The sequence below is a fragment of the Pseudomonas sp. G11 genome (assembly GCF_029457515.1).
GTDB classification, from domain to species: domain Bacteria; phylum Pseudomonadota; class Gammaproteobacteria; order Pseudomonadales; family Pseudomonadaceae; genus Aquipseudomonas; species Aquipseudomonas gorinensis.
In genome coordinates this window covers 6,655,944-6,681,076 of sequence record NZ_CP120377.1, presented here as the reverse complement: position 1 = coordinate 6,681,076, position 25,133 = coordinate 6,655,944, and the positions used below count along the sequence as shown (strand labels likewise).

The window sequence follows — 25,133 nt, the reverse complement described above, 5'->3', positions numbered from 1 at the left end:
AACGGAAACCTGACACTCGCAATGTTCGATGAAGTACGTGAGAAAAGTCAGCTGAAACGCGACGAGTCTTGACGAGTATTTTTCTACCTTTGAGGCGACTCTTCATGTTTTCCAGCCTCATGACGATAAAGCAATGCGTGGGGTAGCCGCGTAAATCAGTTGTTGAGGCACCCTCTATCACTACTCCCAAGGAAGACCTTATGACCCTGCAGGACTTTTGCCAGATTCTCTCTGATCACTTCGCCCCGAAAGCCAAACAAGTCACCCGCTTTGCACATACCGGCTACTCATTTGAAGAGTGGGTCAATTGGGAGATTTTTACTGCTTTTGTTGACCGGGGTTACGAAGCCTTTCCCAAGCCTGCTTACAAGCAGTCTTTTGCGGACAACACATCAAAGTTTCTCGGGGATCTGCGCGTCTGCGGAAACGAGGGGACGCAGGTATTCCTTGAGGTTGCGACAGCGCATGCGTGGACCCAAAGTAAATGGAGAAACAAGATCCTCAATGACCGGCTGAAGTTGGCGAAGTGGGTACCCAAGGCTGAAAAAACGCTGAAAATCCAGGTCGTCATCTCTTGCTCCAGTGAGCAGAAAGACCTGGAGAGCAACTGGCTGGATTGGTACCAGCGGATTAGCTTCTGGGGGGATAAGAGCGAAACGCTCATCCTGGATGATGGCGGTAATGGAGAAGTGGTCATCAAGGTCTGGGAAGTGGCGTGATGTTTGAGCGCCGCCCGCGTCACTCATAGCGTCTCGGCAGCGATAGACCTTGGGGGCCAAGGTCTTTTTTTGTGTAGTGATCAAGTCAACAGGTGTTTGGAAATCAGCCGGGAGATTTCAACGATCGAGGTCTTGCCGGTGAACTCGAATTTCACTTTCCCCAGCGACGAGAAGTAAATCTCCAACTCCGAATCCAGGTCAAACGTCCCGGACGTCTCCACCGAATACGCCACGATGTTTTTATACGGCAGTGAGGTGAAGTCCTTCTTGCTGCCGGTAATCCCCTGCACATTCACCGCGATGATGCGTTTGGTGGTGAAGACCACGCCGTCGCGCATGGCTTTGTAGGCGTCGATCACTTCTTCGCCGTCCAGCAGCAGGGCCGATACGCGTTCGGCGTATTCGTTGTTCTGTTTGAGTTTGAAAAAGCCTTTGTTGTTGAAGTCGATCATGGGCCTGGCCTTGGGTGAGTGGTGCGGTGGTGTATGCCGTTTTGCTCGCGGATCTGTATCTAACGCGCGCATTTTGAACGCCCTACCATTGGGTCCAAGCCTATAACCTTGGCCAAATGTTTCACGTCGACAAAATAACACCCCAGGAGCCCAACAATGCCCGAACTGTCCAGCTGGCTGGCCTATGCGCTTATTTCACTCGGCATGGTGCTCACGCCCGGCCCGAACATGATTTACCTCATCTCCCGCTCGATCTGCCAGGGCCGCAAGGCCGGGTTGATTTCCCTGGGCGGCGTGGCGTTGGGTTTTCTGGTTTACATGGTGTGCGCGGCCTTGGGGATCACGGCTTTGGTCATGGCGGTGCCATTTGCCTATGACGCACTGCGCTTCGGCGGTGCGTTGTACCTGGCCTATATGGCCTGGCAGGCAATTCGGCCGGGTGGGCGATCGCCGTTCCAGGTGCGGGATTTGCCCAAGGACAGCCCACGCAAACTGTTCACCATGGGCCTGGTGACGAACCTGCTGAACCCCAAGGTGGCGGTGATGTATTTGTCGTTACTGCCCCAGTTCATCGACCCGAACGGTCATGGCAGTGTGCTGACCCAATCTCTGGTGCTGGGGTTTACGCAGATTTTCATCAGCGTGAGCGTCAACGCAGTGATTGCCACCATGGCCGGCTCCATCGCGGTGTTTTTCGTCACCCGACCGGGTTGGCAGGTGGTGCAGCGCTGGCTGATGGGGTCGGTGCTGATGGGGCTGGCGGTGCGGATGGCGGTGGAAGGGCGTCGCTGAACCGGACGTTACAGGATCGCCTTCAGGTAATCCTTGAGTGCGTTGAGTGGGGCATTGAGTTCGTGCAGTGTCGATGCTTGGCGCACATCCAACGTCAGCCGTTGCAGCTCGCGACCCATCACGGTATTCACGCCGCCCAAGGAGCTGAGTGCCACTGCCAGGCATTCGTCCAGTTTTTGCTGGATGATATTGATCTCGCCGTTGCGGACCAACAGCCCGAATACCTCGCGCTCGTATTCGCTCATGATCGGGTCATCACGCAGTATCGGACTCTCACCTTCTGTTTCATAGGCCAGTTTGTGCGAGAACAAGGCGACTGCTTCCAGTTGCAATTCCATGGTGCTGTTTACCTTAATGTGTCGCCAGCAGGCGCCTCAGGCAACCGGCTGCAAAGCTTCCATTTCACTTAGCCAGGTATCGAAGCGACTGCACTGTTCGCGTATCGCTGGCAGGCCGATTTCAATGGCCGCCAACGAGCCGTGCAGCGGCTTGTCGTAACCCGCATAAAGCGTCTTAAGCCTTTTGCTCGGCGCCGTCATCGGGCTGTTATTGATGGTTTCCGGCGTTTCAAACTCATTCCGTATGTGCATAAACCGATCTTCAAGGTTGGGCTGGTTGATGCCCGTGGCAAGTCGCCGTGGACAACTGAAAAGCAAACCTTCGAATTCGTACATCTGCACATAGGGAATGAATCGGCGCATGGCGTCATCACCTAATTCGATCGCTAGCCTTTCCACCATGGCTTCTAGCAGGCAATCGGCTTTTTCATCCATGGAGTTTTTGCCGGCGGCATTCGCTTTTCCAGGAAACTCTTCGGGCAGACCATAAAAATCAAAGAACGTGGTGCAATAGGCTTGGCGGTCGCCGAGCAGGCGTTTTTCAACATCGCTGAGCAGGCGCTCAAAGCGAAAGTTGCCGCCTTTGTGGCCTGGTTTACCGATCAGCGCTGGCATCAGGTAAATACCCAAGTGGTGAAAGGCTTGAGCCAACACTTCGTTGATGAACATCTCCTCTGTCTGGCCCTCGCAAATGACGTGCACTCGAATCATTTACGCGGCCTCCCGCCCAAGATGTTTTTCTCCCACAACTCGCCTACTGAGTAGTCGTCTAACCACGTTTCGAAAGCTTTTTCGTCCAGACGCTTGAAGACAGTTGCTCCCTTTTCCCGCTCAACGATGATCAAGTCATCGATAGAGAACTCGTTTACCAGTGGGACTGATTGCGTTGAAACAATCACCTGCATTCGCGTAGAGGCAGACCGTAACAGCGAACCCAGCAAAGTGATTGCATAAGGGTGCAGGCCTAACTCCGGCTCATCGATGATGATCGTCGATGGTGGGTCGGGCTGAAGGAGGGCGGTTACCAGGCACATGAAACGAATCGAGCCGTCCGAGAGTTGACTGGGCCAGAAGGTGTAATCGCTGTCCTTTTGTCGCCATTGCAAATTGATCAGTTCTTCTTGTGTGTCTAAGCGCACCGGACGGAGTACAAAATCGTCGAAGAACGGGATCGCCAGTTGGATGGTCTTGCGGATCTGGTCGTAGACTTCAGGCGTCTCAGTGGATAGGCGATGCAGATAAGCCGCCAGGTTCGAGGCGTCGGGCCTTAGGTAGTCGTTGATGTGAACAGGGCCGTAGCGTTTGACACTTGCTGTTTCGCTGGTGTCATGGAAGTGAAAAACCTTCCAGCTGGAAATCGATTCATAGCAGTACGCTACGACGTTATTTTTGTAAGGGGCTTGGAATTGTTTTACGTCGAACGCTTTTTTGAGTTTGGCCTCTTGGTGTCCTGAGCCGAGGGGAATCCATTCAGACCCATACATGGGGCCTTCAAAAAAAAGTCGTTCATTGGCAAAAACAAACCCTCCATCAACGGTCGACTCCAGCTCGAACTCATAACCGTTAAGGCCAAAGTGAACGTAGGAGAAGATCCTCGTCGTTTCCTTCACCCCGAAGCTGACAATTCGATCTGCCTTGCCTTGTTGGGTGGTCCATGTCTGTAGGCGCGACTCCATCATTTCGCTGAGCATACGAAAGTAAGCAACGAAGCTGCTCTTGCCTGCGCCATTGGCACCCAGCAGTACGTTCAAGCTTTCCAGGCGGAAGTCTTCAAGGTTCTTGATTGACTTAAATCCCTTGATCGTCAGCCGACTGATGGGGTTCTTTGTGCTCATTGCTGCTTGATTCCTTTAGCGCCGCTATTCGTCGAGACCAGGCTGCTGTCATTGATAGCTGTCGCGGAGTTTGCCATTGATTTTAGAGACTGGCTCGTCACTTGATAGCTTCATCCTAACGCTAATCTTTTCTACCTAATACCAACGCTTTGAGTGGTGGTCATTGCGGCTAAGACAGCTGAGGCAAGCCAGCAACCACTTTTCTTCAGGCGAAAAAAAAGACCTTGAATTTCAAGGTCTTTTTTTAAGATGGTGCCCCGAGGGAGACTCGAACTCCCACTCCTTTCGAAAACGGATTTTGAATCCGCCGCGTCTACCAATTCCGCCATCAGGGCTCAATGGCGGCGAAGTATAGAGATGAGATTACCGTTGGTCAATCACGTTTCATGGTCAATTTTGACTATTTCCGCTAGACTTCCCGGCCCTGCTAGACGAACCCCATCATGCGCGTTGCTGACTTTACTTTTGAGCTCCCTGATTCGCTGATCGCTCGCCACCCTTTGGCCGAGCGTCGCGCCAGTCGACTGCTGACCCTGGACGGGGTGAGCGGTGCCCTCGCACACCGTCAATTCACTGATTTGCTTGAGCATTTGCGCCCAGGCGATCTGATGGTGTTCAACAATACCCGGGTGATTCCGGCGCGGCTGTTTGGCCAGAAAGCCTCCGGCGGCAAGCTGGAAATTCTGGTGGAACGGGTGCTGGACAACCATCGCGTGCTGGCCCATGTGCGTTCCAGCAAATCGCCCAAACCGGGTTCGACGATCTTGATCGATGGCGGTGGCGAAGCCGAGATGGTTGCGCGCCATGATGCGCTGTTCGAACTCAAGTTTGCCGAGGAAGTGTTGCCGCTGCTGGAGCGCGTCGGCCATATGCCGTTGCCTCCTTATATAGATCGCCCCGACGAAGACTCGGACCGCGAGCGCTATCAAACGGTGTACTCGCAACGCCTGGGGGCGGTTGCCGCGCCGACTGCCGGGCTGCATTTCGACCAGCCGCTGCTGGATGCAATCGCCGCCAAGGGCGTCGAGAGCGCCTATGTGACCCTGCACGTGGGGGCCGGCACGTTTCAGCCGGTGCGTGTGGATAAGATCGAAGACCACCATATGCACAGCGAATGGCTGGAGGTCAGCCAGGACGTCGTGGACGCGGTGAATGCGTGCAAGGCGCGTGGCGGGCGCGTCGTTGCAGTGGGCACTACCAGTGTGCGTTCCCTGGAGAGCGCGGCGCGCGATGGCGTACTCAAGCCGTTCAGTGGCGACACCGATATCTTTATTTACCCAGGCCGGCCGTTTCACGTGGTCGACGCCCTGGTGACCAACTTCCATTTGCCGGAATCCACGCTGTTGATGCTGGTGTCGGCATTTGCCGGTTATCCGCAGACCATGGCCGCTTATCAAGCCGCCATCGACTATGGGTACCGTTTTTTCAGCTACGGTGATGCGATGTTTATCACCCGTAATCCGGCGCCGCGCGGCCCAGAGGAACAACTATGAGTCGTATGTCGTTTGAATTGCTCGCCACCGACGGCAAAGCCCGTCGCGGTCGCCTGACTTTCCCGCGCGGTACGGTAGAGACCCCGGCCTTCATGCCCGTGGGCACCTACGGCACCGTCAAAGGCATGCTGCCGCGCGACATCGTCGCCACCGGCGCCGAGATTATCCTGGGCAACACCTTTCACCTGTGGCTGCGTCCGGGCACGGAAGTGATCAAGAAGCACGGCGACCTGCATGACTTCATGAAGTGGCAAGGCCCGATCCTCACCGACTCCGGTGGTTTCCAAGTGTTCAGCCTGGGGGCCATGCGCAAGATCAAGGAGGAGGGCGTGACCTTCGCCTCGCCGGTGGACGGTGCCAAAGTGTTCATGGGGCCGGAAGAGTCGATGCAGGTCCAGCGCGACCTGGGCTCCGACATCGTGATGATTTTTGACGAATGCACGCCGTACCCGGCTGACGAAGACGTCGCGCGGATTTCCATGGAGCTGTCGCTGCGTTGGGCCCAGCGCTCGAAAAACGCCCACGGTGACAATACCGCGGCGCTGTTCGGTATCGTCCAGGGCGGCATGCATGAAAGTCTGCGCAAGCGCTCACTGGAAGGCCTCGACAAGATCGGCTTTGACGGTCTTGCCATTGGCGGCCTGTCCGTGGGCGAACCCAAGCACGAAATGATCAAGGTGCTGGATTATCTGCCGGGCCTGATGCCCGCTGAAAAACCTCGTTACCTTATGGGCGTTGGCAAACCGGAGGATCTCGTAGAGGGTGTGCGCCGCGGTGTGGACATGTTCGATTGCGTGATGCCAACCCGTAATGCCCGCAATGGGCATCTGTTCATCGATACAGGCGTGCTGAAGATCCGTAACGCGTTCCATCGCCATGATGAATCGCCGCTGGATCCCACCTGTGACTGCTACACCTGCCAGAACTTCTCCCGTGCTTATCTGCACCATCTGGACAAGTGCGGGGAAATGCTGGGTAGCATGTTGAATACCATCCACAATTTGCGTCACTACCAAGTCCTGATGGCTGGTTTGCGCGAGGCTATTCAACAGGGTACATTGGCCGCCTTCGTCGATGCCTTCTATGCCAAGCGCGGGCTCCCTGTGCCGCCCTTGGACTGAGTTTTCCGACCCTAAGATTCACTATTTGCAACTGGAGTGCTAAATGAGCTTTTTTATCTCTAACGCCATGGCTGACGCCGCTGCGCCTGCTGCTGCCGGCCCTATGGGCGGTGGTTTCGAGTGGATTTTCCTGGTCGGTTTCCTGGTCATCTTCTACCTGATGATCTGGCGTCCACAGGCCAAGCGCGCCAAAGAGCAGAAAAACCTGCTGGGCAGCTTGCAGAAAGGTGACGAAGTCGTGACCACTGGCGGTATCGCCGGCAAGATCACCAAGGTTTCCGACGCTTTCGTGGTCCTGGAAGTCTCCGACACCGTAGAAATGAAGTTCCAGAAGGGCGCTATCGCCGCCACGCTGCCTAAAGGCACGCTCAAAGCGATCTAAGCAACAACCTTTACCAATCGACGGGGCGCGCAAGGCGCCCCGCGTTATAAGCGGGCGGCGTGATGCTGAACAAATACCCTCTGTGGAAATACGTACTGATCCTGGCGGTGCTGGCGATCGGTTTTATTTATTCCGCTCCCAATCTCTATCCTGATGACCCTGCGATCCAGATATCTGGCGCCAGCACTTCGCTGAAGGTCAATCAGGCTGACCTGGAACGCGCGAGCAAGGCGCTCACCGATGCGGGCATCCAGGTCAAGGCGGCAACGTTGGCAGCTGATGCGAAAGGCGGCTTGTTGCGCCTGACCAAGCAAGAAGACCAATTGCCGGCCAAGGATGTTGTGCGCAAGGCCATGGGCGACGACTACGTTGTCGCGCTCAACCTGGCACAGACCACGCCAAAATGGCTGCGCAGCATTGGCGCGCACCCGATGAAGCTGGGTCTGGACTTGTCCGGTGGTGTGCACTTCCTGCTGGAAGTGGACATGGACAAGGCCCTCGACGCACGCCTCAAAGTCTACGAAGGCGACGTGAAGAGCCTGCTGCGTAAAGAGAAGTTGCGTTATCGCAGCCTCCCGCAGCTCAACGGTGCCATCCAGCTGGGCTTCTCTGACGAAGCGTCCCGCGAACAGGCCCGTGCGCTGATCCGCAAGAACTTCAACGATTTCGACATCGTACCGGCCGACCTCAATGGTCAACCGGTGCTGCGTCTGGCGATGACCCCGGCCAAGCTGGCGGAAATCCGCGAATACTCGATCAAGCAGAACTTGACCACGGTACGTAACCGCGTCAACGAGCTGGGTGTGGCCGAGCCGATCGTTCAGCGTCAGGGCGCCAACCGCATTGTGGTTGAGCTGCCGGGCGTGCAGGACACCGCAGAAGCCAAGCGTATCCTGGGTAAAACCGCCAACCTGGAATTCCGCCTGGCCGCCGAGCCGGGTGCTTCCAAGGCCACTTCCGAGACTTTCGAGTTCCGTGAAGGCAACCGCCCTCCGGCGCAGATCGAGCGTGGCTTGATCATTACCGGTGACCAGGTCACCGACGCGAAGGCCGGTTTCGGCGAGCACGGTACCCCTGAAGTGAACATCCGCCTGGATGGCCACGGCGGCGAACTGATGAGCCGCGCCACGCGCAGTAACGTCGGTCGCAGTATGGCGGTGATCTTCATCGAGCAACGTCCGATCACTACCTACACCAAGCAAATGGTCAACGGCGTCGAGAAAGACGTGCCGGTACAGACCTTCAAGGAAGAGAAGAAGATCATCAGCCTGGCGACCATCCAGTCGCCGCTGGGTGCTCAATTCCGCATCACTGGCCTGAACGGCCAGGGCGAATCCTCGGAGCTGGCCCTGCTGCTGCGTGCCGGTGGCTTGGCTGCACCGATGTACTTCGCTGAAGAACGCACCATTGGCCCGAGCCTGGGCGCCGACAACATCACCAAGGGCGTCGACGCAGCCTTGTGGGGCATGCTGTTCGTGTCGCTGTTCATCATCGCCATCTACCGCTTCTTCGGCATCATCGCCACCGTGGCCCTGGCGGGCAACATGGTGATGCTGCTGGCCCTGATGTCGCTGCTGGGCGCTACGCTGACCCTGCCAGGTATCGCCGGTATCGTACTCACCATGGGTATGGCGGTGGACGCCAACGTGCTGATCTTCTCGCGGATTCGTGAAGAGATCGCCGCCGGCATGACCGTTCAGCGTGCAATCAACGAAGGCTTCGGCCGGGCATTTACCGCGATTCTCGACTCCAACCTGACCACATTGCTGGTCGGCGGGATTCTCTTTGCCATGGGCACCGGCCCCGTCAAAGGTTTTGCGGTAACCATGTCCCTCGGTATCTTTACCTCGATGTTCACGGCCATCATGGTGACCCGCGCAATGGTCAACCTGATCTTTGGCGGGCGTGACTTCAAGAAGTTGTGGATTTAAGGGGCTGCCATGTTACGTACAATCAACTTCATGGGCGTTCGCAATATTGCGTTCGGCGTCACCGTGCTCCTTACCGTTCTGGCGTTGTTCAGCTGGTTCCATAAGGGCCTGAACTACGGTCTGGACTTCACCGGCGGTACGCTCATCGAGCTGACCTACGAGAAGCCGGCCGACGTTACCCTGGTGCGCAGTGAGCTGGTCAAGGCCGGCTATCACGAAGCCATCGTGCAGAGCTTTGGTGCAACCACTGACCTGCTGGTGCGTATGCCTGGCGAAGACCCACAATTGGGTCATCAGGTCGCCGAAGCCTTGCAGAAGGTCGGCGGCGATAACCCGGCGTCGGTCAAGCGCGTCGAGTTCGTCGGCCCTCAAGTGGGTGAAGAGCTTCGCGACCAGGGCGGTCTCGGCATGCTGATGGCGCTGGTCGGCATCATGATCTACCTGGCCTTTCGCTTTCAGTGGAAGTTCGGCGTCGGCGCCATTGTGTCGCTGATCCACGACGTGGTCGTGACCGTGGGTATCCTGGCGTACTTCCAGATCACCTTCGACCTGACCGTGCTGGCCGCGGTGCTGGCGATCATTGGTTACTCGCTCAACGACACCATCGTGGTATTCGACCGGGTTCGTGAGAACTTCCGGGTGCTGCGCAAGGCGACGCTGATCGAGAACATCAACATCTCCACCACCCAGACCCTGCTACGGACCATGGCGACGTCGATCTCCACCTTGCTGGCGATCGCGGCCCTGATGATCTTTGGTGGCGACAACCTGTGGGGCTTCTCCCTGGCGTTGTTTATTGGCGTCCTGGCGGGTACCTACTCGTCGATCTACATCGCCAACGTGGTACTGATCTGGCTGAACCTCAACAGCGAAGACCTGATCCCTCCGGCCAGCACCGGCAAGGAGGTCGACGACCGTCCTTGATGGGCGTTTGTTGATCAGCTGTTACAAAAAAGGCACGAGTATTGAACTCGTGCCTTTTTTTTTGCTCCAAGGCTGGGTATAGCGCGGATCTTTCGGTCCGTTTGTGATGGTCAGGAGGTTCAACGTGAACAAGTCGTTACTGGTTGGTGCGGTATTGGGTGCTGTCGGTGTAACTGCCGGGGGTGCTGTTGCCACCTACAGCCTGGTAAAAAGCGGCCCTGAGTATGCGCAAGTGCTGGCAGTGCAGCCGGTGAAAACCCAGATTAAAACGCCTCGCGAGGTCTGCAAGGACGTCGCAGTGACCCGGCAGAAGCCGGTGCAGGATCAACACCAGATCGTCGGTACGGTGGTCGGTGCGCTGGCTGGTGGCTTGTTGGGTAACCAGATCGGCGGCGGTAATGGTAAGAAACTGGCCACCGTGGCCGGTGCTGTCGGTGGTGGTTACGCCGGTAACAAGGTTCAGGAAGGCATGCAGAACCGCGATACCTACACCACCACGCAAACGCGCTGTAACACCGTTAACGACATCAGTGACAAGGTAGTCGGGTACGACGTGCGTTACACCTTGGATGGCAAGGAAGGCTCGGTACGTATGGACCGTGATCCAGGCGGCCAAATTCCGGTCGACAAGGAAGGGCGTCTCGTCCTGGGCCAGAACCAGCAGTAATCCCAAAGCCTGGTTCAGTTCAAGGTATGGGAGGGGCCCCCTCCCATATTTGTTGTGTGTTGCTAGTGGTCTTCAAATCCCAGGCATAAAAAAAGCACCCCGAGGGGTGCTTTTTTGTGCTCGCTCGCTTAGCGCTTCAGCGAGGCTGGCAGGTGCGGCTGGATCGCCGTCAGGACCGCCTTGAAGCATTTGGTGTTGCCGGCAACGACGTGGCCTTTTTCAAGGAAGTCATGGCCGCCGGTGAAGTCGCTCACCAGGCCGCCTGCTTCCTGAATCAGCAGGGCGCCTGCAGCCATGTCCCACTCGGACAGGCCTGATTCCCAGAACGCATCGAAACGGCCGGCAGCCACGTAGGCCAGGTCCAGGCTGGCTGCACCGGCGCGGCGGATGCCGGCGGTCTGGCCAACCAGGGCGCGGAACATGCCCAGGTAGTTTTCCAGGTTGTCCATCTGGTCATCGCGGAACGGGAAGCCGGTGCCCAGCAGGGCGCCGTCCAGGCTGGTGCGACCGCTGACGCGCAGGCGGCGGCCATTGAGCTGGGCGCCACGGCCACGGCTGGCGGTGAATTCTTCCTGGCGAACCGGGTCGAGGACAACGGCGTGTTCCAGGCGGCCGCGGTATTTGCACGCGATGCTTACGGCAAAGTGCGGGATGCCGCGCAGGAAGTTGGTGGTGCCATCCAGTGGATCGATGATCCACAGGTAGTCTTCGCCTTCGCCGCTACCTTTGTGCAGGCCGGTTTCTTCACCGAGGATGCCGTGGGTCGGGTAGGCCTTGCGCAGGGCGTCGATGATTTTCTGTTCGGCGGCGCGATCCACCTCGGATACATAATCCTTGGCGTCTTTTTCGTCGACCTTGATGGTATCCAGGCGCTCGATGGAGCGGAAGATCAATTCACTGGCGCTGCGGGCGGCGCGCAGCGCGATATTCAGCATGGGCTGCATGGATGTGTCACCTAAGGTTGTTAAAGAAAGCCGAGCATTCTAGCAGAAACTTTCTTCAGGTGAAGGACGACGTGAGCTTTCATGGCATAACCTTAGGCTGTTCTGTAAGATTTGCTCCCCTTTCCTGTGTCCGAGAGCGCCTCCCTTGCTGCAAAACATTCGTGTCGTCCTGGTCAATACCAGTCATCCCGGCAATATCGGCGGGGTGGCGCGAGCCATGAAAAACATGGGGCTGACGCGCCTGGTGCTGGTCGAACCACGCGTGTTCCCGCACCACGAGGCCGATGCTCGTGCATCTGGCGCCAATGACATCCTTGAAAGTGCCCAGATCGTCGCCACCTTGGAAGACGCCCTGGTCGGCTGCAATCTGGTGCTCGGCACCAGCGCCCGCGACCGGCGCATTCCGTGGCCACTGCTGGATCCGCGTGAATGCGGGACCAAAGTGGTGGAAGAGGCGGCCGGTGGCGCTGAAATCGCCCTGGTCTTCGGTCGCGAAGACTCCGGCCTGACCAATGAAGAGCTGCAGCGATGTCATTATCACGTGCACATCCCATCAGACCCTGAGTTCAGCTCGCTGAACCTCGGGGCAGCGGTGCAGGTGCTGAGTTACGAGGTGCGCATGGCCTGGCTGGCTGCTGAAGGCCAGCCGAGCAAGGTCGAGAAGGATGAAGTTGCGTCGACCAAAAGTGGCGAACTGGCCACCATGGACGAGCTGGAGCGGTTCTATGAACACCTGGAGCAAACCCTGGTGGCCATCGAATTTCTCGATCCGGAAAAACCACGGCACTTGATGGCGCGCCTGCGTCGGTTGTACGGGCGCAGCTCGGTCAGTCGAGCGGAAATGAATATATTGCGTGGCATCCTCACGGAAACCCAGAAAGCGGCCCGTGGCGAGCTTCTTAAGCGGAAGGATTAAAAATGTTCGAGCGTTTGCGAGAAGATATCCAGAGTGTTTTCCATCGTGACCCGGCAGCGCGCAATGCCTTTGAAGTGCTGACCTGCTATCCGGGAATGCACGCTATCTGGATCCACCGCCTGTCCGGTGCGTTGTGGAATATGGGCTGGAAATGGCTGGCGCGACTGGTGTCGAACTTCGGTCGCTGGTTGACCGGGATCGAGATCCATCCGGGTGCCAAGGTGGGGCGTCGCTTCTTTATCGATCACGGTATGGGCATCGTGATTGGCGAGACTGCCGAGATTGGTGATGACGTGACCCTGTACCAGGGCGTGACCTTGGGCGGCACCAGTTGGAACAAGGGTAAGCGCCACCCGACGCTGGGGAACGGCGTGGTGGTGGGCGCGGGCGCCAAGGTGCTTGGCCCGTTCACGGTAGGGGCTGGTGCCAAGGTCGGTTCCAACGCCGTGGTGACCAAGGCCGTGCCGGCCGGCGCCACCGTGGTGGGTATTCCCGGGCGGATCATCGTCAAGCCGGAAGTGGGCGATGAGCAGGAAGCCAAGCGCAAGGCCATGGCCGAGAAGATCGGCTTCGATGCCTACGGTGTCAGCGAAGACATGCCCGACCCGGTGGCGCGCGCCATCGGCCAGTTGCTTGACCACCTGCAAGCGGTGGACGGCAAGTTGGACGGCATGTGTGGCGCGCTGAAGGAACTGGGCAGCAGCTACTGTGCGAAAGACTTGCCTGAGCTGCGCGAAGAGGACTTCGCCGAGATCAAGGACGAAGCTGCAAGCAAGGCCGGCTGAAGTCTCATCGTCACCACAAAACCCCTGTGGGAGGGGGCTACACCCCGATGACGGTGGGTCAGTCGACGCATTCGTCAGCTGTCAGACCGCTATCGGGGCAAGCCCCTCCCACATTTGATCTCCGTTGATCCAGCAATTCCCATCCGGTCCTGTTCCCGCTGTTCGTCCCCACCCCATCCTGCTATGATTCGCGCGCCCTTTTTACGGGTAATCCTGACTAAAGTACTAGGTCTTATAGTTGACTTAAATACTCGGGAATCGCATACTTGCTCCCATTCTGAAACACCTTGGTACTTGTCCATGAGACTGACTACAAAAGGCCGATACGCGGTAACCGCCATGCTTGACTTGGCCTTGCACGCGCAAACTGGGCCGGTGTCCCTGGCCGATATCTCCGAGCGCCAAGGCATTTCCCTGTCCTACCTTGAGCAACTGTTCGCCAAATTGCGCCGCAGCAATCTGGTTTCCAGTGTGCGTGGGCCAGGTGGCGGCTATCAACTGTCCCGCGAGATGCAGGGCATCCAGGTGGCCCAGGTCATCGACGCGGTCAACGAATCCGTCGATGCGACCAAATGCCAGGGCCTGGGTGACTGCCACGCCGGCGACACTTGCCTGACGCATCACTTGTGGTGTGACTTGAGCCTGCAGATCCATGAGTTTTTGAGTGGTATCAGCTTGGCTGATCTTGTGACTCGCCGTGAGGTGCAAGAAGTAGCCCAGCGTCAGGACCAGCGCCGTTGCAACACCAAGGCGCCGCGTCTGGACAAGATTGAAGCGTCCGCCGTCGAGTGACAGCCGAAGAGCTAACGGCACGCCAGCCAGCCTGATTTAGGAGAAAGTCCATGAAATTGCCGATTTACCTTGATTACTCAGCGACCACGCCGGTTGATCCGCGTGTCGCACAAAAGATGAGCGAATGCCTGCTGGTCGACGGAAACTTCGGCAACCCGGCCTCCCGCTCCCACGTTTTCGGCTGGAAAGCCGAGGAAGCGGTGGAGAACGCTCGTCGCCAGGTCGCTGACCTGGTCGGTGCAGACCCGCGCGAAATCGTCTGGACTTCCGGCGCCACCGAATCCGACAACCTGGCAATCAAGGGCGCGGCGCATTTCTACGCGACCAAAGGCAAGCACCTGATCACCACCAAGATTGAGCACAAGGCTGTCCTCGACACCATGCGCCAACTGGAGCGTGAAGGTTTCGAGGTCACTTACCTCGAGCCAACCACCGACGGTATCGTCACCCCGGCCATGATCGAAGCCGCGCTGCGTGAAGACACCATCCTGGTTTCCGTGATCCACGTGAACAACGAAATCGGGACCATCAACGACATCGCGGCCATCGGCGAGCTGACGCGCTCCAAAGGCGTCCTGCTGCACGTCGACGCTGCTCAGTCCACCGGCAAGGTCGACATCGACCTGTCGAAACTGAAAGTCGACCTGATGTCGTTCTCGGCCCACAAGACCTACGGCCCTAAAGGCATCGGCGCGCTCTACGTGAGCCGTAAGCCCCGCGTACGTATCGAAGCCACCATGCACGGCGGCGGTCACGAGCGCGGCATGCGTTCGGGCACCCTGGCGACCCACCAGATCGTTGGTATGGGCGAAGCTTTCCGTGTGGCCAAGGAAGATATGGCTGCCGAGAACCTGCGCATCAAGGCCCTGAGCGAGCGCTTCTACAAGCAGGTCGAAAACCTTGAAGAGCTGTACATCAACGGCAGCATGACCGCCCGTGTACCGCACAACCTGAACTTGAGCTTCAACTACGTCGAAGGCGAGTCGCTGATCATGGCGCTCAAGGATCTGGCGGTTTCGTCCGGTTCGGCCTGCACCTCGGCCTCCCTTGAGCCGTCCTACGTGCTGCGTGCCCTGGGCCGCAACGACGAACTGGCGCACAGCTCGATCCGCTTTACGTTTGGCCGCTTCACCACCGAAGAACAAGTCGACTACGCGGCGCAGAAAGTCTGCGAAGCCGTCAATAAGCTGCGCACTTTGTCGCCGCTGTGGGACATGTACAAAGACGGTGTCGACATTTCCAAGATCGAGTGGGCGGCACACTAACTATAGAAGCCGCCACCCCAGCTCTGTAGGAACGTGGCGGAAAACGCAGGCGTTTCTACAGGGTTACAGAGCGGCCCTGATGAGTGAGGATTCAGTACCATGGCTTACAGCGAAAAGGTCATCGACCACTACGAAAACCCGCGTAACGTCGGCAAGATGAACGCGGAAGACCCAGATGTCGGCACCGGCATGGTCGGCGCTCCGGCGTGCGGCGATGTGATGCGCCTGCAGATCAAGGTCAACGAGGCGGGCGTTATCGAAGACGCCAAGTTCAAGACCTACGGCTGCGGTTCGGCCATCGCCTCCAGCTCCCTGGCGACCGAATGGATGAAAGGCAAGACCCTGGATGAGGCTGTGACGATCAGCAACACCCAACTGGCCGAAGAACTGGCCCTGCCGCCAGTGAAAATCCACTGCTCCGTACTCGCAGAAGACGCCATTAAGGCGGCCGTTCGCGACTACAAGCAGAAGAAAGGCTTGATCTAAGCATTTGGCGACGAGTAAGGAGTCAACGATGGCTATCAGCATGACAGAAGCGGCTGCACGGCACGTGCGACGCTCCCTGGATGGGCGCGGTAAAGGTGAGGGGATTCGTCTGGGTGTGCGCACCACGGGCTGTTCCGGCCTTGCCTATGTGCTGGAGTTTGTCGACGAGGTGGTTGATGAGGACCAGGTGTTCGAAAGTCACGGCGAGAAAGTGATTATCGACCCTAAAAGCCTCACCTATCTGGACGGCACCGAACTCGATTTCGTCAAGGAAGGGTTGAACGAAGGCTTCAAGTTCAACAACCCCAACGTACGCGGTGAATGTGGCTGCGGCGAAAGCTTCAACATCTGAGGCTATTTGTGGGCACTCCTTGTCATTTCGCTTTATTCGAGCTGCAGCCGAGCTTTCGGCTGGACCTCGAGCAGCTTGCCACGCGCTACCGTGAATTGGCGCGTGGGGTGCATCCGGACCGCTTCGCTGACGCTTCCGAGCGTGAGCAACGCCTGGCGCTGGAGCAATCGGCCAGCCTCAACGAAGCCTATCAGACGCTCAAAAGTCCCCCCAAGCGCGCGCGTTACCTGCTCGCGATGAATGGTGGCGAGTTGCCGTTGGAAGTCACGGTGCACGACCCGGACTTCCTGATGCAGCAGATGCAGTGGCGCGAAGAGCTCGAAGACTTGCAGGACGAAGCCGATCTGGCGGGTGTCGCGGTCTTCAAGCGTCGTTTGAAAACCGCCCAGGATGAGCTCAACGAAAGCTTCGCAGCCTGTTGGAATGATGCGGCGCAACGTGAACAGGCCGAACGCCTGATGCGGCGCATGCAGTTCCTCGACAAGCTCTCCTACGAAGTGCGCCAGCTAGAAGAGCGCCTCGACGATTAACCCAGTGCTGCCCGTGATGCACGCCTGATAGACAGATAAGACCTGATTACCATGGCTCTACTGCAAATCGCCGAACCCGGCCAAAGCCCTCAACCGCACCAGCGTCGCCTGGCGGTGGGGATTGACCTGGGCACCACCAATTCCCTGGTCGCTGCCTTGCGCAGCGGCCTGTCCGAGCCGCTGCCCGACGCCGATGGCCAGGTGATCCTGCCGTCCGCTGTGCGTTATCACGCCGATCGCACCGAAGTGGGCGAGTCGGCCAAGCTGGCGGCGTCTACCGACCCCCTGAATACCGTACTGTCGGTCAAGCGCTTGATGGGTCGTGGTCTGTCCGACGTCAAGCAACTGGGCGACCAACTGCCGTACCGCTTTGTCGGTGGCGAGTCCCACATGCCGTTCATCGACACCGTCCAGGGCCCGAAGAGCCCGGTGGAAGTGTCGGCCGATATCCTCAAGGTGCTGCGCCAGCGTGCAGAAACCACCTTGGGCGGCGAGCTGGTCGGGGCGGTGATCACGGTTCCGGCCTATTTCGATGATGCTCAGCGCCAGGCCACCAAGGACGCGGCGAAGCTTGCCGGCCTGAACGTGCTGCGCCTGCTCAACGAGCCGACGGCAGCCGCTGTGGCGTATGGCCTGGACCAGCATGCCGAAGGCCTGGTCGCCATTTACGACCTGGGCGGCGGCACCTTTGATATTTCGATCCTGCGCCTGACTGGCGGTGTCTTCGAAGTACTGGCCACGGGTGGCGATACAGCCCTGGGCGGCGATGACTTCGATCACGCCATCGCGGGCTGGATCATCACCAGTGCCGGCTTGTCCGCCGATCTGGACCCGGGCGCGCAGCGCAACCTGCTGCAAACCGCCTGCGCTGCTAAAGAAGCGCTGACTGATGCTGCATCGGTTGAAGTGTCCTATGGTAGCTGGTCGGCCCAACTGACCCGTGAAGCCTTCGATGCTTTGATCGAGCCGATGGTCGCCCGCAGCCTGAAAGCCTGCCGGCGCGCCGTGCGTGATTCCGGCGTCGAGCTGGAAGACGTAGTCGCCGTGGTCATGGTCGGCGGTTCGACCCGCGTACCACGTGTTCGCGAAGCCGTGGCCGAAGCCTTTGGCCGCCAGCCGCTGACCGAAATCGATCCGGATCAAGTGGTCGCCATCGGTGCGGCGATCCAGGCCGATACCCTGGCCGGCAATAAGCGCGATGGTGGCGAGCTGTTGCTGCTCGACGTGATTCCGTTGTCCCTGGGGCTGGAAACCATGGGCGGCTTGATGGAGAAGGTGATTCCGCGCAACACCACCATCCCTGTTGCCCGCGCCCAGGATTTCACGACCTATAAAGATGGCCAGACGGCCATGATGATTCATGTGCTGCAAGGTGAGCGCGAGCTGATCAGCGACTGTCGCTCGCTGGCGCGCTTCGAATTGCGCGGTATCCCGGCCATGGTTGCCGGTGCCGCGAAGATTCGCGTGACCTTCCAGGTCGACGCCGACGGCCTGCTCAGCGTGGCTGCGCGTGAGTTGGCGTCAGGCGTCGAAGCGAGCATCCAGGTCAAGCCGTCCTACGGCCTGACTGACGGCGAAATCGCCAAGATGCTCAAGGACTCGTTCCAGTACGCCGGTGACGATAAGGTCGCGCGCGTACTGCGTGAGCAACAAGTGGATGCCCAGCGCCTGCTCGAAGCGGTGCAGGGCGCCCTTGACGCCGACGGCGAGCGCCTGCTGGATGCCGAAGAGCGCATGGTCATCGACCTGCAGATGCAGGAACTGGCCGAACTGATGAAAGGCAACGATGGTTACGCCATCGAGCAACAGACCAAGCGCTTGTCGCAGGTGACTGACGCCTTTGCCGCCCGCCGCATGGATCAGACGGTGAAAGCCGCACTGGCCGGGCGCAACCTGAATGAAATCGAGGAATAATCAATGCCGCAGGTCATTTTTCTGCCACACGCCGAGCACTGCCCGGACGGTATGGTTGTTGAGGCTGAGACCGGCAAGTCCATCCTCGAAGTTGCCCATGACAACCACATCGAGATCGAAAGTGCCTGTGGTGGAGTGTGCGCTTGCACCACCTGCCACTGCATCATTCGTGAGGGGTTCAACTCTCTGGAAGAAGCGGACGAGTTGGAAGAGGACTTTCTTGACCGGGCCTGGGGCCTGGAAGCGACTTCTCGCCTAAGCTGTCAGGCAAAGGTCGGAACGGAAGACATCACCGTCGAAATCCCGAAATATTCCCTCAACCATGCGGCCGAAGCGCCGCACTGATTCAAGGAAGTGTCATGAGTCTTAAATGGGTTGATGTGCAAGAAATCGCTATCCTGTTGGCCGACGGCAACCCGGATATGGATCCCTATTCGCTGAACTTTGTTGCTTTGCGTGACATGGTCATGGCCTTGCCAGGTTTTGACGATGAGCGTGATCGCGGTGGCGAAAAGGTTTTGGAAGCTATTCAGACAGCCTGGAAAGAAGAACAGGACTGACGCCTCCCTTACGCAGTTAGGCAATACCCAAGAACCCGCGTATAATTCGCGGGTTTAATTTTTCGTAAATTACCGTTTCTGGAGTTACACCATGGCTGTTCAACGTACTTTCTCCATCATCAAGCCTGACGCTGTTGCAAAAAACGTCATCGGCGAGATCACCACTCGTTTCGAAAAAGCCGGCCTGAAGGTTGTAGCTTCGAAACTCAAGCAACTGTCCAAGGCTGAAGCTGAAGGTTTCTACGCTGAGCACAGCGCTCGTGGCTTCTTCGGCGACCTGGTTGCCTTCATGATCTCCGGTCCTGTCGTTGTTCAGGTTCTGGAAGGCGAAAACGCTATCGCTCTGAACCGCGAACTGATGGGTGCTACCAACCCTAAAGAAGCAGCTGCCGGCACCATCCGTGCTGATTTCGCTGACTCCATCGACGCCAACGCTGTACACGGTTCGGACTCCGAAGCCGCTGCTGCTCGCGAAATCTCGTACTTCTTCGCAGCTACTGAAGTAACCACTCGCTAAGCATTGGCTTAAGAGTGAAGGTGAATCCATGACTACATCGACTGTAAAAACCAACCTGCTGGGTCTGACTCAACAGGAAATGGAAAAATTCTTCGACTCAATCGGGGAGAAGCGTTTCCGTGCCGGTCAGGTAATGAAGTGGATTCACCACTTTGGCGTCGACGATTTCGATGCCATGACGAACGTCAGCAAGGCCCTGCGTGACAAGCTCAAGGCCATTGCCGAGGTCCGTGGTCCGGAAGTTGTCAGCGAGGACATCTCCAGCGACGGCACCCGTAAATGGGTGGTGCGCGTGGCGTCCGGCAGCTGCGTCGAGACCGTATACATTCCCCAGGGCAAACGCGGCACTTTGTGCGTTTCGTCCCAGGCAGGCTGTGCCCTGGATTGCAGTTTCTGCTCCACCGGCAAGCAAGGCTTCAATAGCAACCTCACCGCCGCCGAAGTCATTGGCCAGGTGTGGATTGCCAACAAATCCTTTGGCAGCGTCCCGGCGACCGTCGACCGTGCCATCACCAACGTGGTGATGATGGGCATGGGTGAGCCGCTGCTGAACTTCGACAACGTGGTTGCGGCCATGCACCTGATGATGGACGACCTGGGCTACGGCATCTCCAAGCGCCGTGTGACCCTGTCGACTTCCGGCGTGGTGCCGATGATCGATGAGCTGTCCAAGCACATCGACGTCTCCCTGGCGTTGTCGCTGCACGCACCGAATGACGCATTGCGTAACCAATTGGTGCCGATCAACAAGAAGTATCCGCTTAAGATGCTGCTCGAATCTTGCCAGCGCTATATGTCGTCCCTGGGCGAAAAGCGCGTGCTGACCATCGAGTACACCTTGCTCAAGGACATCAACGACAAGGTCGAACACGCGGTCGAGATGATCGAGTTGCTCAAGAACATCCCGTGCAAGATCAACCTGATTCCGTTCAACCCGTTTCCCCATTCTGGCTACGAGCGGCCGAGCAACAACGCCATCCGCCGTTTCCAGGATCAACTGCACCAGGCGGGCTTCAATGTCACCGTACGTACCACCCGTGGTGAAGACATCGACGCCGCTTGTGGCCAATTGGTAGGACAGGTGCTGGATCGCACCCGTCGCAGCGAACGTTATATCGCGGTGCGCGAACTGAGTGCCGCCGACGATATGCCGCAAAGCGCTGCGAATCGAACCTGAGAGAGGATCTCTATGCCCTTGCGCCTTGCGCTGCTCCTGCTGGTTACCGGTCTTGCGGCCGGTTGTGTTTCATCGGGCCATGACAGCCCTTTGCAAACCGGCAAGGGCCGTGAAGAGGCGCGAGCGGCCTATGTTCAGTTGGGCCTGGGTTACCTGCGCCAAGGCATGAGCGAGCAAGCCAAGGTGCCGTTGAGAAAGGCCATAGAGCTGGACCGCGACGATGCCGACGCCAATGCTGCACTGGCCTTGGTGTTCCAGGCCCAGGCCGAGCCTGAACTGGCCGACCAGTATTTCAACAAGGCCCTGGCCTCCCGTCCTGCCGACCCACGGCTGCTGAACAACTACGGCAGCTTTCTGTTCGAGCAGAAGCGCTATGACCAGGCTTCTCGTTATTTCCAGCAAGCCAGCGCCGATACCCTCTATCCTGAGCGCTCGCGCGTTTTCGAGAACCTGGGAGTGACCTCCAAGCGCCTCGGTCTGCGCGACAGCGCGCGCCAGCAGTTGGAAAAAGCCCTGCACCTGAACAGTCGCCAGCCACGAGCCTTGCTCGAAATGGCTGAGTTGTCCTACGAAGACAGGCATTATGTGCCGGCACGTGACTATTACGAGCGTTTTAGCCTGCTCAGCGGGCAAAATGCACGTAGTCTATTGCTCGGCGTGCGCCTGGCGACGGTTCATGAAGAACGCGACACGGCCGCACGTTTTGGCCAGCAACTCGAACGACTCTATCCCGGTACCCCGGAATATCAGCAATACCTGTCGGAGCAATGATGAAAGCGGCGCACCCGGAAGTTGTAGCAGCTAATCGCGTAAACCCAGGCGAGACCTTGCGTCAGGCCCGCGAAAGCAATGGTTGGTCGCTGGCAGAAGTGGCCCTCAAGCTCAATTTGACCACCACGTCCCTGGGCAACCTGGAAGCCGGCGCGTTCGACAAGCTGCCTGGGCATACCTTTGCCCGCGGCTATATCCGCGCCTACGCCAAATTGCTGGGCATCGACCAGGCCGTCCTGGTCCAGGAGTTCGACCAGTTCACCGGTACCGACTCCCAGGGCAGCAATGTCCATGGCCTGGGTCGCATCGAAGAGCCGGTGCGGGTTTCCCACACGATCTTGCGTATTGTCAGCCTGTTACTGTTGATCGCCGTCATCGGTGGTGGCTTCCTCTGGTGGCAGGACCAGACTTCCCAGCGCGGCAAGGACCTGGCCAGTAACAGCATGGAGCACGTCGAAGTCGAGAGCGCCGACGGCACCACCCAGATTCACCCGCTCGACGAGCCGGAAGACCAGGCTGTTGTCGAAGGCCAGGCTGCGCCCCAGGTGCCGCCCGCCACCGAGCAACCGATACCGGATGCAGGCACTGCAACCGCCGTAGTACCTGCTCCGGCTACACCGGCCGTTCCAAGTACCCCGGCCGTACCTGCTCATACTCCTGTAGCGCCTGCTGCCCAGGCCCATGCACCGGCTGTTCCCGCCCAGGCTCCTGCGACTACCGCCCCAGCTGCCCCGGCGGCGCCAGCGATTTCGCCGCCCACCACACCTGCGTTGATCGCGGGTGACGGGCACGTACAAATCACCTTTGTTGCTGATTGCTGGACGCAGCTCACCGATGGCAATGGCAAAGTGCTGTTCAGCGGTCTGAAGCGTAAGGGCGACACGCTCGACCAGGGCGGCAAACCACCTTTGACGCTGCGTCTGGGCTTTGCCCGTGGCGCGCAAGTGGCCTACAACGGCCAGCCTGTGGACGTGGCGCCGTTCACCAGTGGCGAGACCGCTCGCCTGAAGTTGGGACAATAGTCATGCACGGCGAATCTCCAATCAAACGTCGCGTATCGCGCAAGATCTGGGTCGGCTCGGTGCCGGTGGGTGGCGATGCCCCCATCGCAGTACAAAGCATGACCAACAGCGACACCAATGATGTCGCAGCTACCGTCGCCCAGATCAATCGTCTGGAAGCGGCTGGCGTCGACATCGTGCGGGTTTCCGTGCCGGACATGGACGCTGCCGAAGCCTTTGGCCGTATCAAGCAATTGGTCAAGGTGCCGTTGGTTGCCGACATCCACTTCGACTACAGGATCGCGCTACGCGTGGCCGAACTCGGCGTCGATTGCCTGCGCATCAACCCGGGCAACATCGGTCGTGAAGACCGCGTGCGTGCCGTGGTGGATGCTGCCCGTGACCGCGGGATTCCGATCCGTATCGGCGTCAACGCCGGTTCCCTCGAAAAAGACCTGCAAAAGAAATACGGCGAACCCACTCCTGCCGCGTTGGTTGAGTCGGCACTGCGCCACGTTGAGCACCTTGAGCGCCTGAATTTCCAGGACTTCAAGGTCAGCGTAAAGGCGTCCGACGTCTTCATGGCAGTAGAAGCCTACCGCCTGCTGGCCAAGGAAATCGTGCAGCCGCTGCACCTGGGGATCACCGAAGCCGGCGGTTTACGCTCAGGCACAGTGAAATCTGCGGTGGGTCTCGGTATGCTGCTCGCCGAAGGGATTGGGGATACTATCCGCATCTCCCTGGCGGCAGACCCGGTAGAGGAAGTGAAGGTCGGTTACGACATTCTCAAATCTCTGCATTTGCGTTCCCGTGGCATCAACTTCATTGCCTGCCCGAGCTGCTCACGGCAGAACTTCGACGTGGTGAAAACCATGAACGAACTGGAAGGGCGCCTCGAGGACCTGCTGGTACCGTTGGATGTTGCGGTAATCGGTTGCGTGGTCAACGGCCCGGGTGAAGCCAAGGAAGCCCATATCGGCTTGACCGGCGGCACGCCGAACCTGATCTATATCGACGGTAAGCCGTCGCAGAAGTTGACGAATGACAATCTGGTGGATGAGCTCGAAAGACTGATCCGCCAGAAAGCGGCCGAAAAGGTCGCGGCTGACGCAGCGCTGATCGCGCGCGGCTGATTGAACGAATTTAAGGATTTGATGTGAGCAAGTCTCTGCAAGCCATACGTGGCATGAACGACATCCTGCCGGAGCAGACGCCGCTGTGGCGCTATTTCGAAGGCACTGTCGCGCGCCTGCTGGATAACTACGGTTACAAGCAGATCCGCATGCCGATCGTCGAATTCACCGAGCTGTTCAAGCGCTCTATCGGTGAAGTGACCGACATCGTCGAAAAAGAGATGTACACCTTCGAAGACCGCAATGGCGACTCCCTGACCCTGCGTCCGGAAGGGACCGCCGCCTGCGTGCGCGCCGTGCTTGAGCATGGCCTTACCGGCGGTGGCCAGCCGCAGAAACTGTGGTACATCGGCCCGATGTTCCGTCACGAGCGCCCACAGAAAGGCCGCTATCGCCAGTTCCACCAGATCGGCCTGGAGGTGTTCAACCTCGACGGTCCGGACATCGACGCCGAGCTGATCGTGCTGACCTGGCGCCTCTGGGGCCTGCTGGGTATCCGCGACGCGGTCAAGCTTGAACTCAACAGCCTGGGCACCAGCGAATCTCGCGGCCGCTACCGGGTTGCCTTGGTCGAGTACCTGTCCGCCCACCTGGACAAACTTGACGAAGACAGCCAGCGCCGCCTGAAGACCAATCCGCTGCGCGTCCTCGATACCAAGAATGCCGACACGCAAGCCGTACTGGTCGACGCGCCAAAAATGGCCGACTACCTGGACGACGAGTCCCGTACGCACTTCGAGGGCCTCAAGGCTCGCCTGGACGCGGTGGGTATCCCCTACGTGATCAACCCGAAACTCGTACGCGGCCTCGATTACTACAGCAAGACCGTATTCGAGTGGGTCACTGACAAGCTCGGCGCCCAGGGCACCGTGTGCGCCGGTGGCCGTTACGACGGCCTGGTCGAGCAGATGGGCGGCAAGCCGACCACGGGCGTGGGGTTTGCCATGGGCATCGAGCGCCTGATCCTGTTGCTCGAAACCCTGGAACAGGTCCCGGAAGAAATCTCCCGTCAGGTGGACGTGTACCTGTGCGCCTTCGGCGAGGCCGCCGAACTGGCTGCCCTGGCCCTGAGCGAAAAAGTGCGCGACCAGCTGCCGAACCTGCGCCTGCAGGTCAATGCCGGCGCGGGCAGCTTCAAGAGCCAGTTCAAGAAGGCTGACAAGAGCGGTGCGCTGTATGCACTGATCCTCGGCGATGACGAATTGGCCCAGCAAGTGATAGGTTTCAAACCCCTGCGTGGCCAGGGTGAGCAACAGAACATTGCCTTCGATGCGCTCGCCGCGCACTTGGCCACCTGCGTCGTGCAGGGTTGAAGCTGTCGAACAGCCGAATTTAG

At 58.6% G+C, this 25,133-nt stretch carries 29 protein-coding genes and 1 tRNA gene; 24 read left to right on the top strand and 6 right to left on the bottom strand.

Annotated features, from left to right (window positions below):
- The first annotated feature begins 200 nt into the window (after positions 1-200).
- Positions 201-719, top strand: a complete 519-nt coding sequence (locus P2T68_RS30785) for a hypothetical protein (RefSeq protein WP_024077310.1) — start codon at positions 201-203, stop codon at positions 717-719.
- Positions 720-799: 80 nt separating this feature from the next.
- On the opposite strand, the gene P2T68_RS30780 is transcribed toward P2T68_RS30785, so the two are convergent.
- The gene (locus tag P2T68_RS30780) at positions 800-1,171 is read right to left on the bottom strand and encodes a PH domain-containing protein (protein ID WP_024077309.1); all 372 of its coding nucleotides are present in this window, start codon (positions 1,169-1,171) and stop codon (positions 800-802) included.
- Positions 1,172-1,327: 156 nt separating this feature from the next.
- Between P2T68_RS30780 and P2T68_RS30775 the strand changes: the two genes are divergently transcribed.
- Positions 1,328-1,963, top strand: coding sequence for a LysE family translocator (locus tag P2T68_RS30775; protein ID WP_277378703.1), 636 nt, complete (start codon positions 1,328-1,330; stop codon positions 1,961-1,963).
- Positions 1,964-1,971: 8 nt separating this feature from the next.
- Here the strand turns inward: P2T68_RS30775 and P2T68_RS30770 are convergent, their stop codons facing one another.
- From P2T68_RS30770 to P2T68_RS30755, 4 genes are all read right to left on the bottom strand, one after another.
- Complete coding sequence (locus P2T68_RS30770; protein ID WP_102624133.1) at positions 1,972-2,301, bottom strand: hypothetical protein; 330 nt, start codon at positions 2,299-2,301, stop codon at positions 1,972-1,974.
- A 36-nt stretch (positions 2,302-2,337) separates the two neighbouring features.
- Complete coding sequence (locus P2T68_RS30765) at positions 2,338-3,012, bottom strand: DUF4276 family protein (RefSeq protein WP_024077306.1); 675 nt, start codon at positions 3,010-3,012, stop codon at positions 2,338-2,340.
- Positions 3,009-4,136, bottom strand: a complete 1,128-nt coding sequence (locus P2T68_RS30760) for an AAA family ATPase (protein WP_024077305.1) — start codon at positions 4,134-4,136, stop codon at positions 3,009-3,011. Before P2T68_RS30760 ends, P2T68_RS30765 begins: the two co-directional genes overlap by 4 nt.
- 250 nt (positions 4,137-4,386) lie before the next feature.
- Positions 4,387-4,471: transfer RNA gene (locus tag P2T68_RS30755), tRNA-Leu, on the bottom strand.
- A 108-nt stretch (positions 4,472-4,579) separates the two neighbouring features.
- On the opposite strand from P2T68_RS30755, the gene queA reads away from it, so the two are divergent.
- From queA to P2T68_RS30725, 6 genes are all read left to right on the top strand, one after another.
- Positions 4,580-5,629 carry a tRNA preQ1(34) S-adenosylmethionine ribosyltransferase-isomerase QueA gene (queA, locus tag P2T68_RS30750; protein WP_277378702.1) on the top strand — a complete coding sequence of 350 codons (1,050 nt, stop codon included), beginning with the start codon at positions 4,580-4,582 and terminating at the stop codon, positions 5,627-5,629.
- A 5-nt stretch (positions 5,630-5,634) separates the two neighbouring features.
- Positions 5,635-6,750, top strand: a complete 1,116-nt coding sequence (tgt, locus tag P2T68_RS30745; RefSeq protein WP_003238437.1) for a tRNA guanosine(34) transglycosylase Tgt — start codon at positions 5,635-5,637, stop codon at positions 6,748-6,750.
- A 43-nt stretch (positions 6,751-6,793) separates the two neighbouring features.
- Positions 6,794-7,132: a preprotein translocase subunit YajC gene (gene yajC / locus P2T68_RS30740; RefSeq protein ID WP_003175975.1), complete on the top strand. Its 339-nt coding sequence runs from the start codon at positions 6,794-6,796 to the stop codon at positions 7,130-7,132.
- 62 nt (positions 7,133-7,194) lie between these two features.
- A complete protein-coding gene (gene secD, locus P2T68_RS30735; RefSeq protein ID WP_041161017.1) occupies positions 7,195-9,063 on the top strand; it encodes a protein translocase subunit SecD in 1,869 nt (622 codons plus the stop codon).
- Positions 9,064-9,072: 9 nt separating this feature from the next.
- The gene (gene secF, locus P2T68_RS30730; RefSeq protein WP_024077301.1) at positions 9,073-9,987 is read left to right on the top strand and encodes a protein translocase subunit SecF; all 915 of its coding nucleotides are present in this window, start codon (positions 9,073-9,075) and stop codon (positions 9,985-9,987) included.
- Positions 9,988-10,111: 124 nt separating this feature from the next.
- The gene (locus tag P2T68_RS30725) at positions 10,112-10,654 is read left to right on the top strand and encodes a glycine zipper 2TM domain-containing protein (RefSeq protein WP_024077300.1); all 543 of its coding nucleotides are present in this window, start codon (positions 10,112-10,114) and stop codon (positions 10,652-10,654) included.
- A 128-nt stretch (positions 10,655-10,782) separates the two neighbouring features.
- Here the strand turns inward: P2T68_RS30725 and suhB are convergent, their stop codons facing one another.
- Positions 10,783-11,598, bottom strand: coding sequence for an inositol-phosphate phosphatase (gene suhB, locus P2T68_RS30720; RefSeq protein ID WP_003175971.1), 816 nt, complete (start codon positions 11,596-11,598; stop codon positions 10,783-10,785).
- Between the two features lie 145 nt (positions 11,599-11,743).
- On the opposite strand from suhB, the gene trmJ reads away from it, so the two are divergent.
- The 16 genes from trmJ to hisS all read left to right on the top strand — a co-directional run bounded on the left by trmJ (position 11,744) and on the right by hisS (position 25,110).
- On the top strand, positions 11,744-12,514 hold the full coding sequence (trmJ, locus tag P2T68_RS30715; protein WP_069076970.1) for a tRNA (cytosine(32)/uridine(32)-2'-O)-methyltransferase TrmJ: 771 nt from the start codon (positions 11,744-11,746) through the stop codon (positions 12,512-12,514).
- A gap of 2 nt (positions 12,515-12,516) precedes the next feature.
- Positions 12,517-13,299 carry a serine O-acetyltransferase gene (gene cysE, locus P2T68_RS30710; RefSeq protein ID WP_024077298.1) on the top strand — a complete coding sequence of 261 codons (783 nt, stop codon included), beginning with the start codon at positions 12,517-12,519 and terminating at the stop codon, positions 13,297-13,299.
- 300 nt (positions 13,300-13,599) lie between these two features.
- The gene (iscR, locus tag P2T68_RS30705) at positions 13,600-14,091 is read left to right on the top strand and encodes a Fe-S cluster assembly transcriptional regulator IscR (protein ID WP_003238451.1); all 492 of its coding nucleotides are present in this window, start codon (positions 13,600-13,602) and stop codon (positions 14,089-14,091) included.
- A 50-nt stretch (positions 14,092-14,141) separates the two neighbouring features.
- Positions 14,142-15,356: an IscS subfamily cysteine desulfurase gene (locus P2T68_RS30700; protein ID WP_024077296.1), complete on the top strand. Its 1,215-nt coding sequence runs from the start codon at positions 14,142-14,144 to the stop codon at positions 15,354-15,356.
- A 99-nt stretch (positions 15,357-15,455) separates the two neighbouring features.
- The gene (gene iscU / locus P2T68_RS30695) at positions 15,456-15,842 is read left to right on the top strand and encodes a Fe-S cluster assembly scaffold IscU (RefSeq protein ID WP_003209682.1); all 387 of its coding nucleotides are present in this window, start codon (positions 15,456-15,458) and stop codon (positions 15,840-15,842) included.
- 28 nt (positions 15,843-15,870) lie between these two features.
- The gene (gene iscA, locus P2T68_RS30690) at positions 15,871-16,194 is read left to right on the top strand and encodes an iron-sulfur cluster assembly protein IscA (RefSeq protein ID WP_024077295.1); all 324 of its coding nucleotides are present in this window, start codon (positions 15,871-15,873) and stop codon (positions 16,192-16,194) included.
- 8 nt (positions 16,195-16,202) lie between these two features.
- Positions 16,203-16,724 carry a co-chaperone HscB gene (gene hscB / locus P2T68_RS30685; protein ID WP_024077294.1) on the top strand — a complete coding sequence of 174 codons (522 nt, stop codon included), beginning with the start codon at positions 16,203-16,205 and terminating at the stop codon, positions 16,722-16,724.
- 51 nt (positions 16,725-16,775) lie between these two features.
- Positions 16,776-18,638, top strand: a complete 1,863-nt coding sequence (gene hscA, locus P2T68_RS30680) for a Fe-S protein assembly chaperone HscA (protein ID WP_024077293.1) — start codon at positions 16,776-16,778, stop codon at positions 18,636-18,638.
- A gap of 3 nt (positions 18,639-18,641) precedes the next feature.
- Complete coding sequence (gene fdx / locus P2T68_RS30675; RefSeq protein WP_003175958.1) at positions 18,642-18,983, top strand: ISC system 2Fe-2S type ferredoxin; 342 nt, start codon at positions 18,642-18,644, stop codon at positions 18,981-18,983.
- Between the two features lie 14 nt (positions 18,984-18,997).
- Positions 18,998-19,198 (top strand): Fe-S cluster assembly protein IscX, encoded by a 201-nt coding sequence (gene iscX / locus P2T68_RS30670; protein ID WP_017846180.1) that lies wholly within the window; start codon positions 18,998-19,000, stop codon positions 19,196-19,198.
- A 91-nt stretch (positions 19,199-19,289) separates the two neighbouring features.
- Positions 19,290-19,715 (top strand): nucleoside-diphosphate kinase, encoded by a 426-nt coding sequence (gene ndk / locus P2T68_RS30665; protein WP_017846179.1) that lies wholly within the window; start codon positions 19,290-19,292, stop codon positions 19,713-19,715.
- A 28-nt stretch (positions 19,716-19,743) separates the two neighbouring features.
- Positions 19,744-20,892, top strand: coding sequence for a 23S rRNA (adenine(2503)-C(2))-methyltransferase RlmN (gene rlmN / locus P2T68_RS30660; protein WP_102624575.1), 1,149 nt, complete (start codon positions 19,744-19,746; stop codon positions 20,890-20,892).
- A 12-nt stretch (positions 20,893-20,904) separates the two neighbouring features.
- On the top strand, positions 20,905-21,663 hold the full coding sequence (gene pilW / locus P2T68_RS30655) for a type IV pilus biogenesis/stability protein PilW (protein ID WP_024077291.1): 759 nt from the start codon (positions 20,905-20,907) through the stop codon (positions 21,661-21,663).
- Positions 21,663-22,685 (top strand): RodZ family helix-turn-helix domain-containing protein, encoded by a 1,023-nt coding sequence (locus P2T68_RS30650; RefSeq protein ID WP_024077290.1) that lies wholly within the window; start codon positions 21,663-21,665, stop codon positions 22,683-22,685. Before pilW ends, P2T68_RS30650 begins: the two co-directional genes overlap by 1 nt.
- A gap of 2 nt (positions 22,686-22,687) precedes the next feature.
- Positions 22,688-23,797 (top strand): flavodoxin-dependent (E)-4-hydroxy-3-methylbut-2-enyl-diphosphate synthase, encoded by a 1,110-nt coding sequence (gene ispG / locus P2T68_RS30645; RefSeq protein ID WP_024077289.1) that lies wholly within the window; start codon positions 22,688-22,690, stop codon positions 23,795-23,797.
- A gap of 23 nt (positions 23,798-23,820) precedes the next feature.
- A complete protein-coding gene (hisS, locus tag P2T68_RS30640; protein WP_024077288.1) occupies positions 23,821-25,110 on the top strand; it encodes a histidine--tRNA ligase in 1,290 nt (429 codons plus the stop codon).
- Positions 25,111-25,133: the final 23 nt, after the last annotated feature.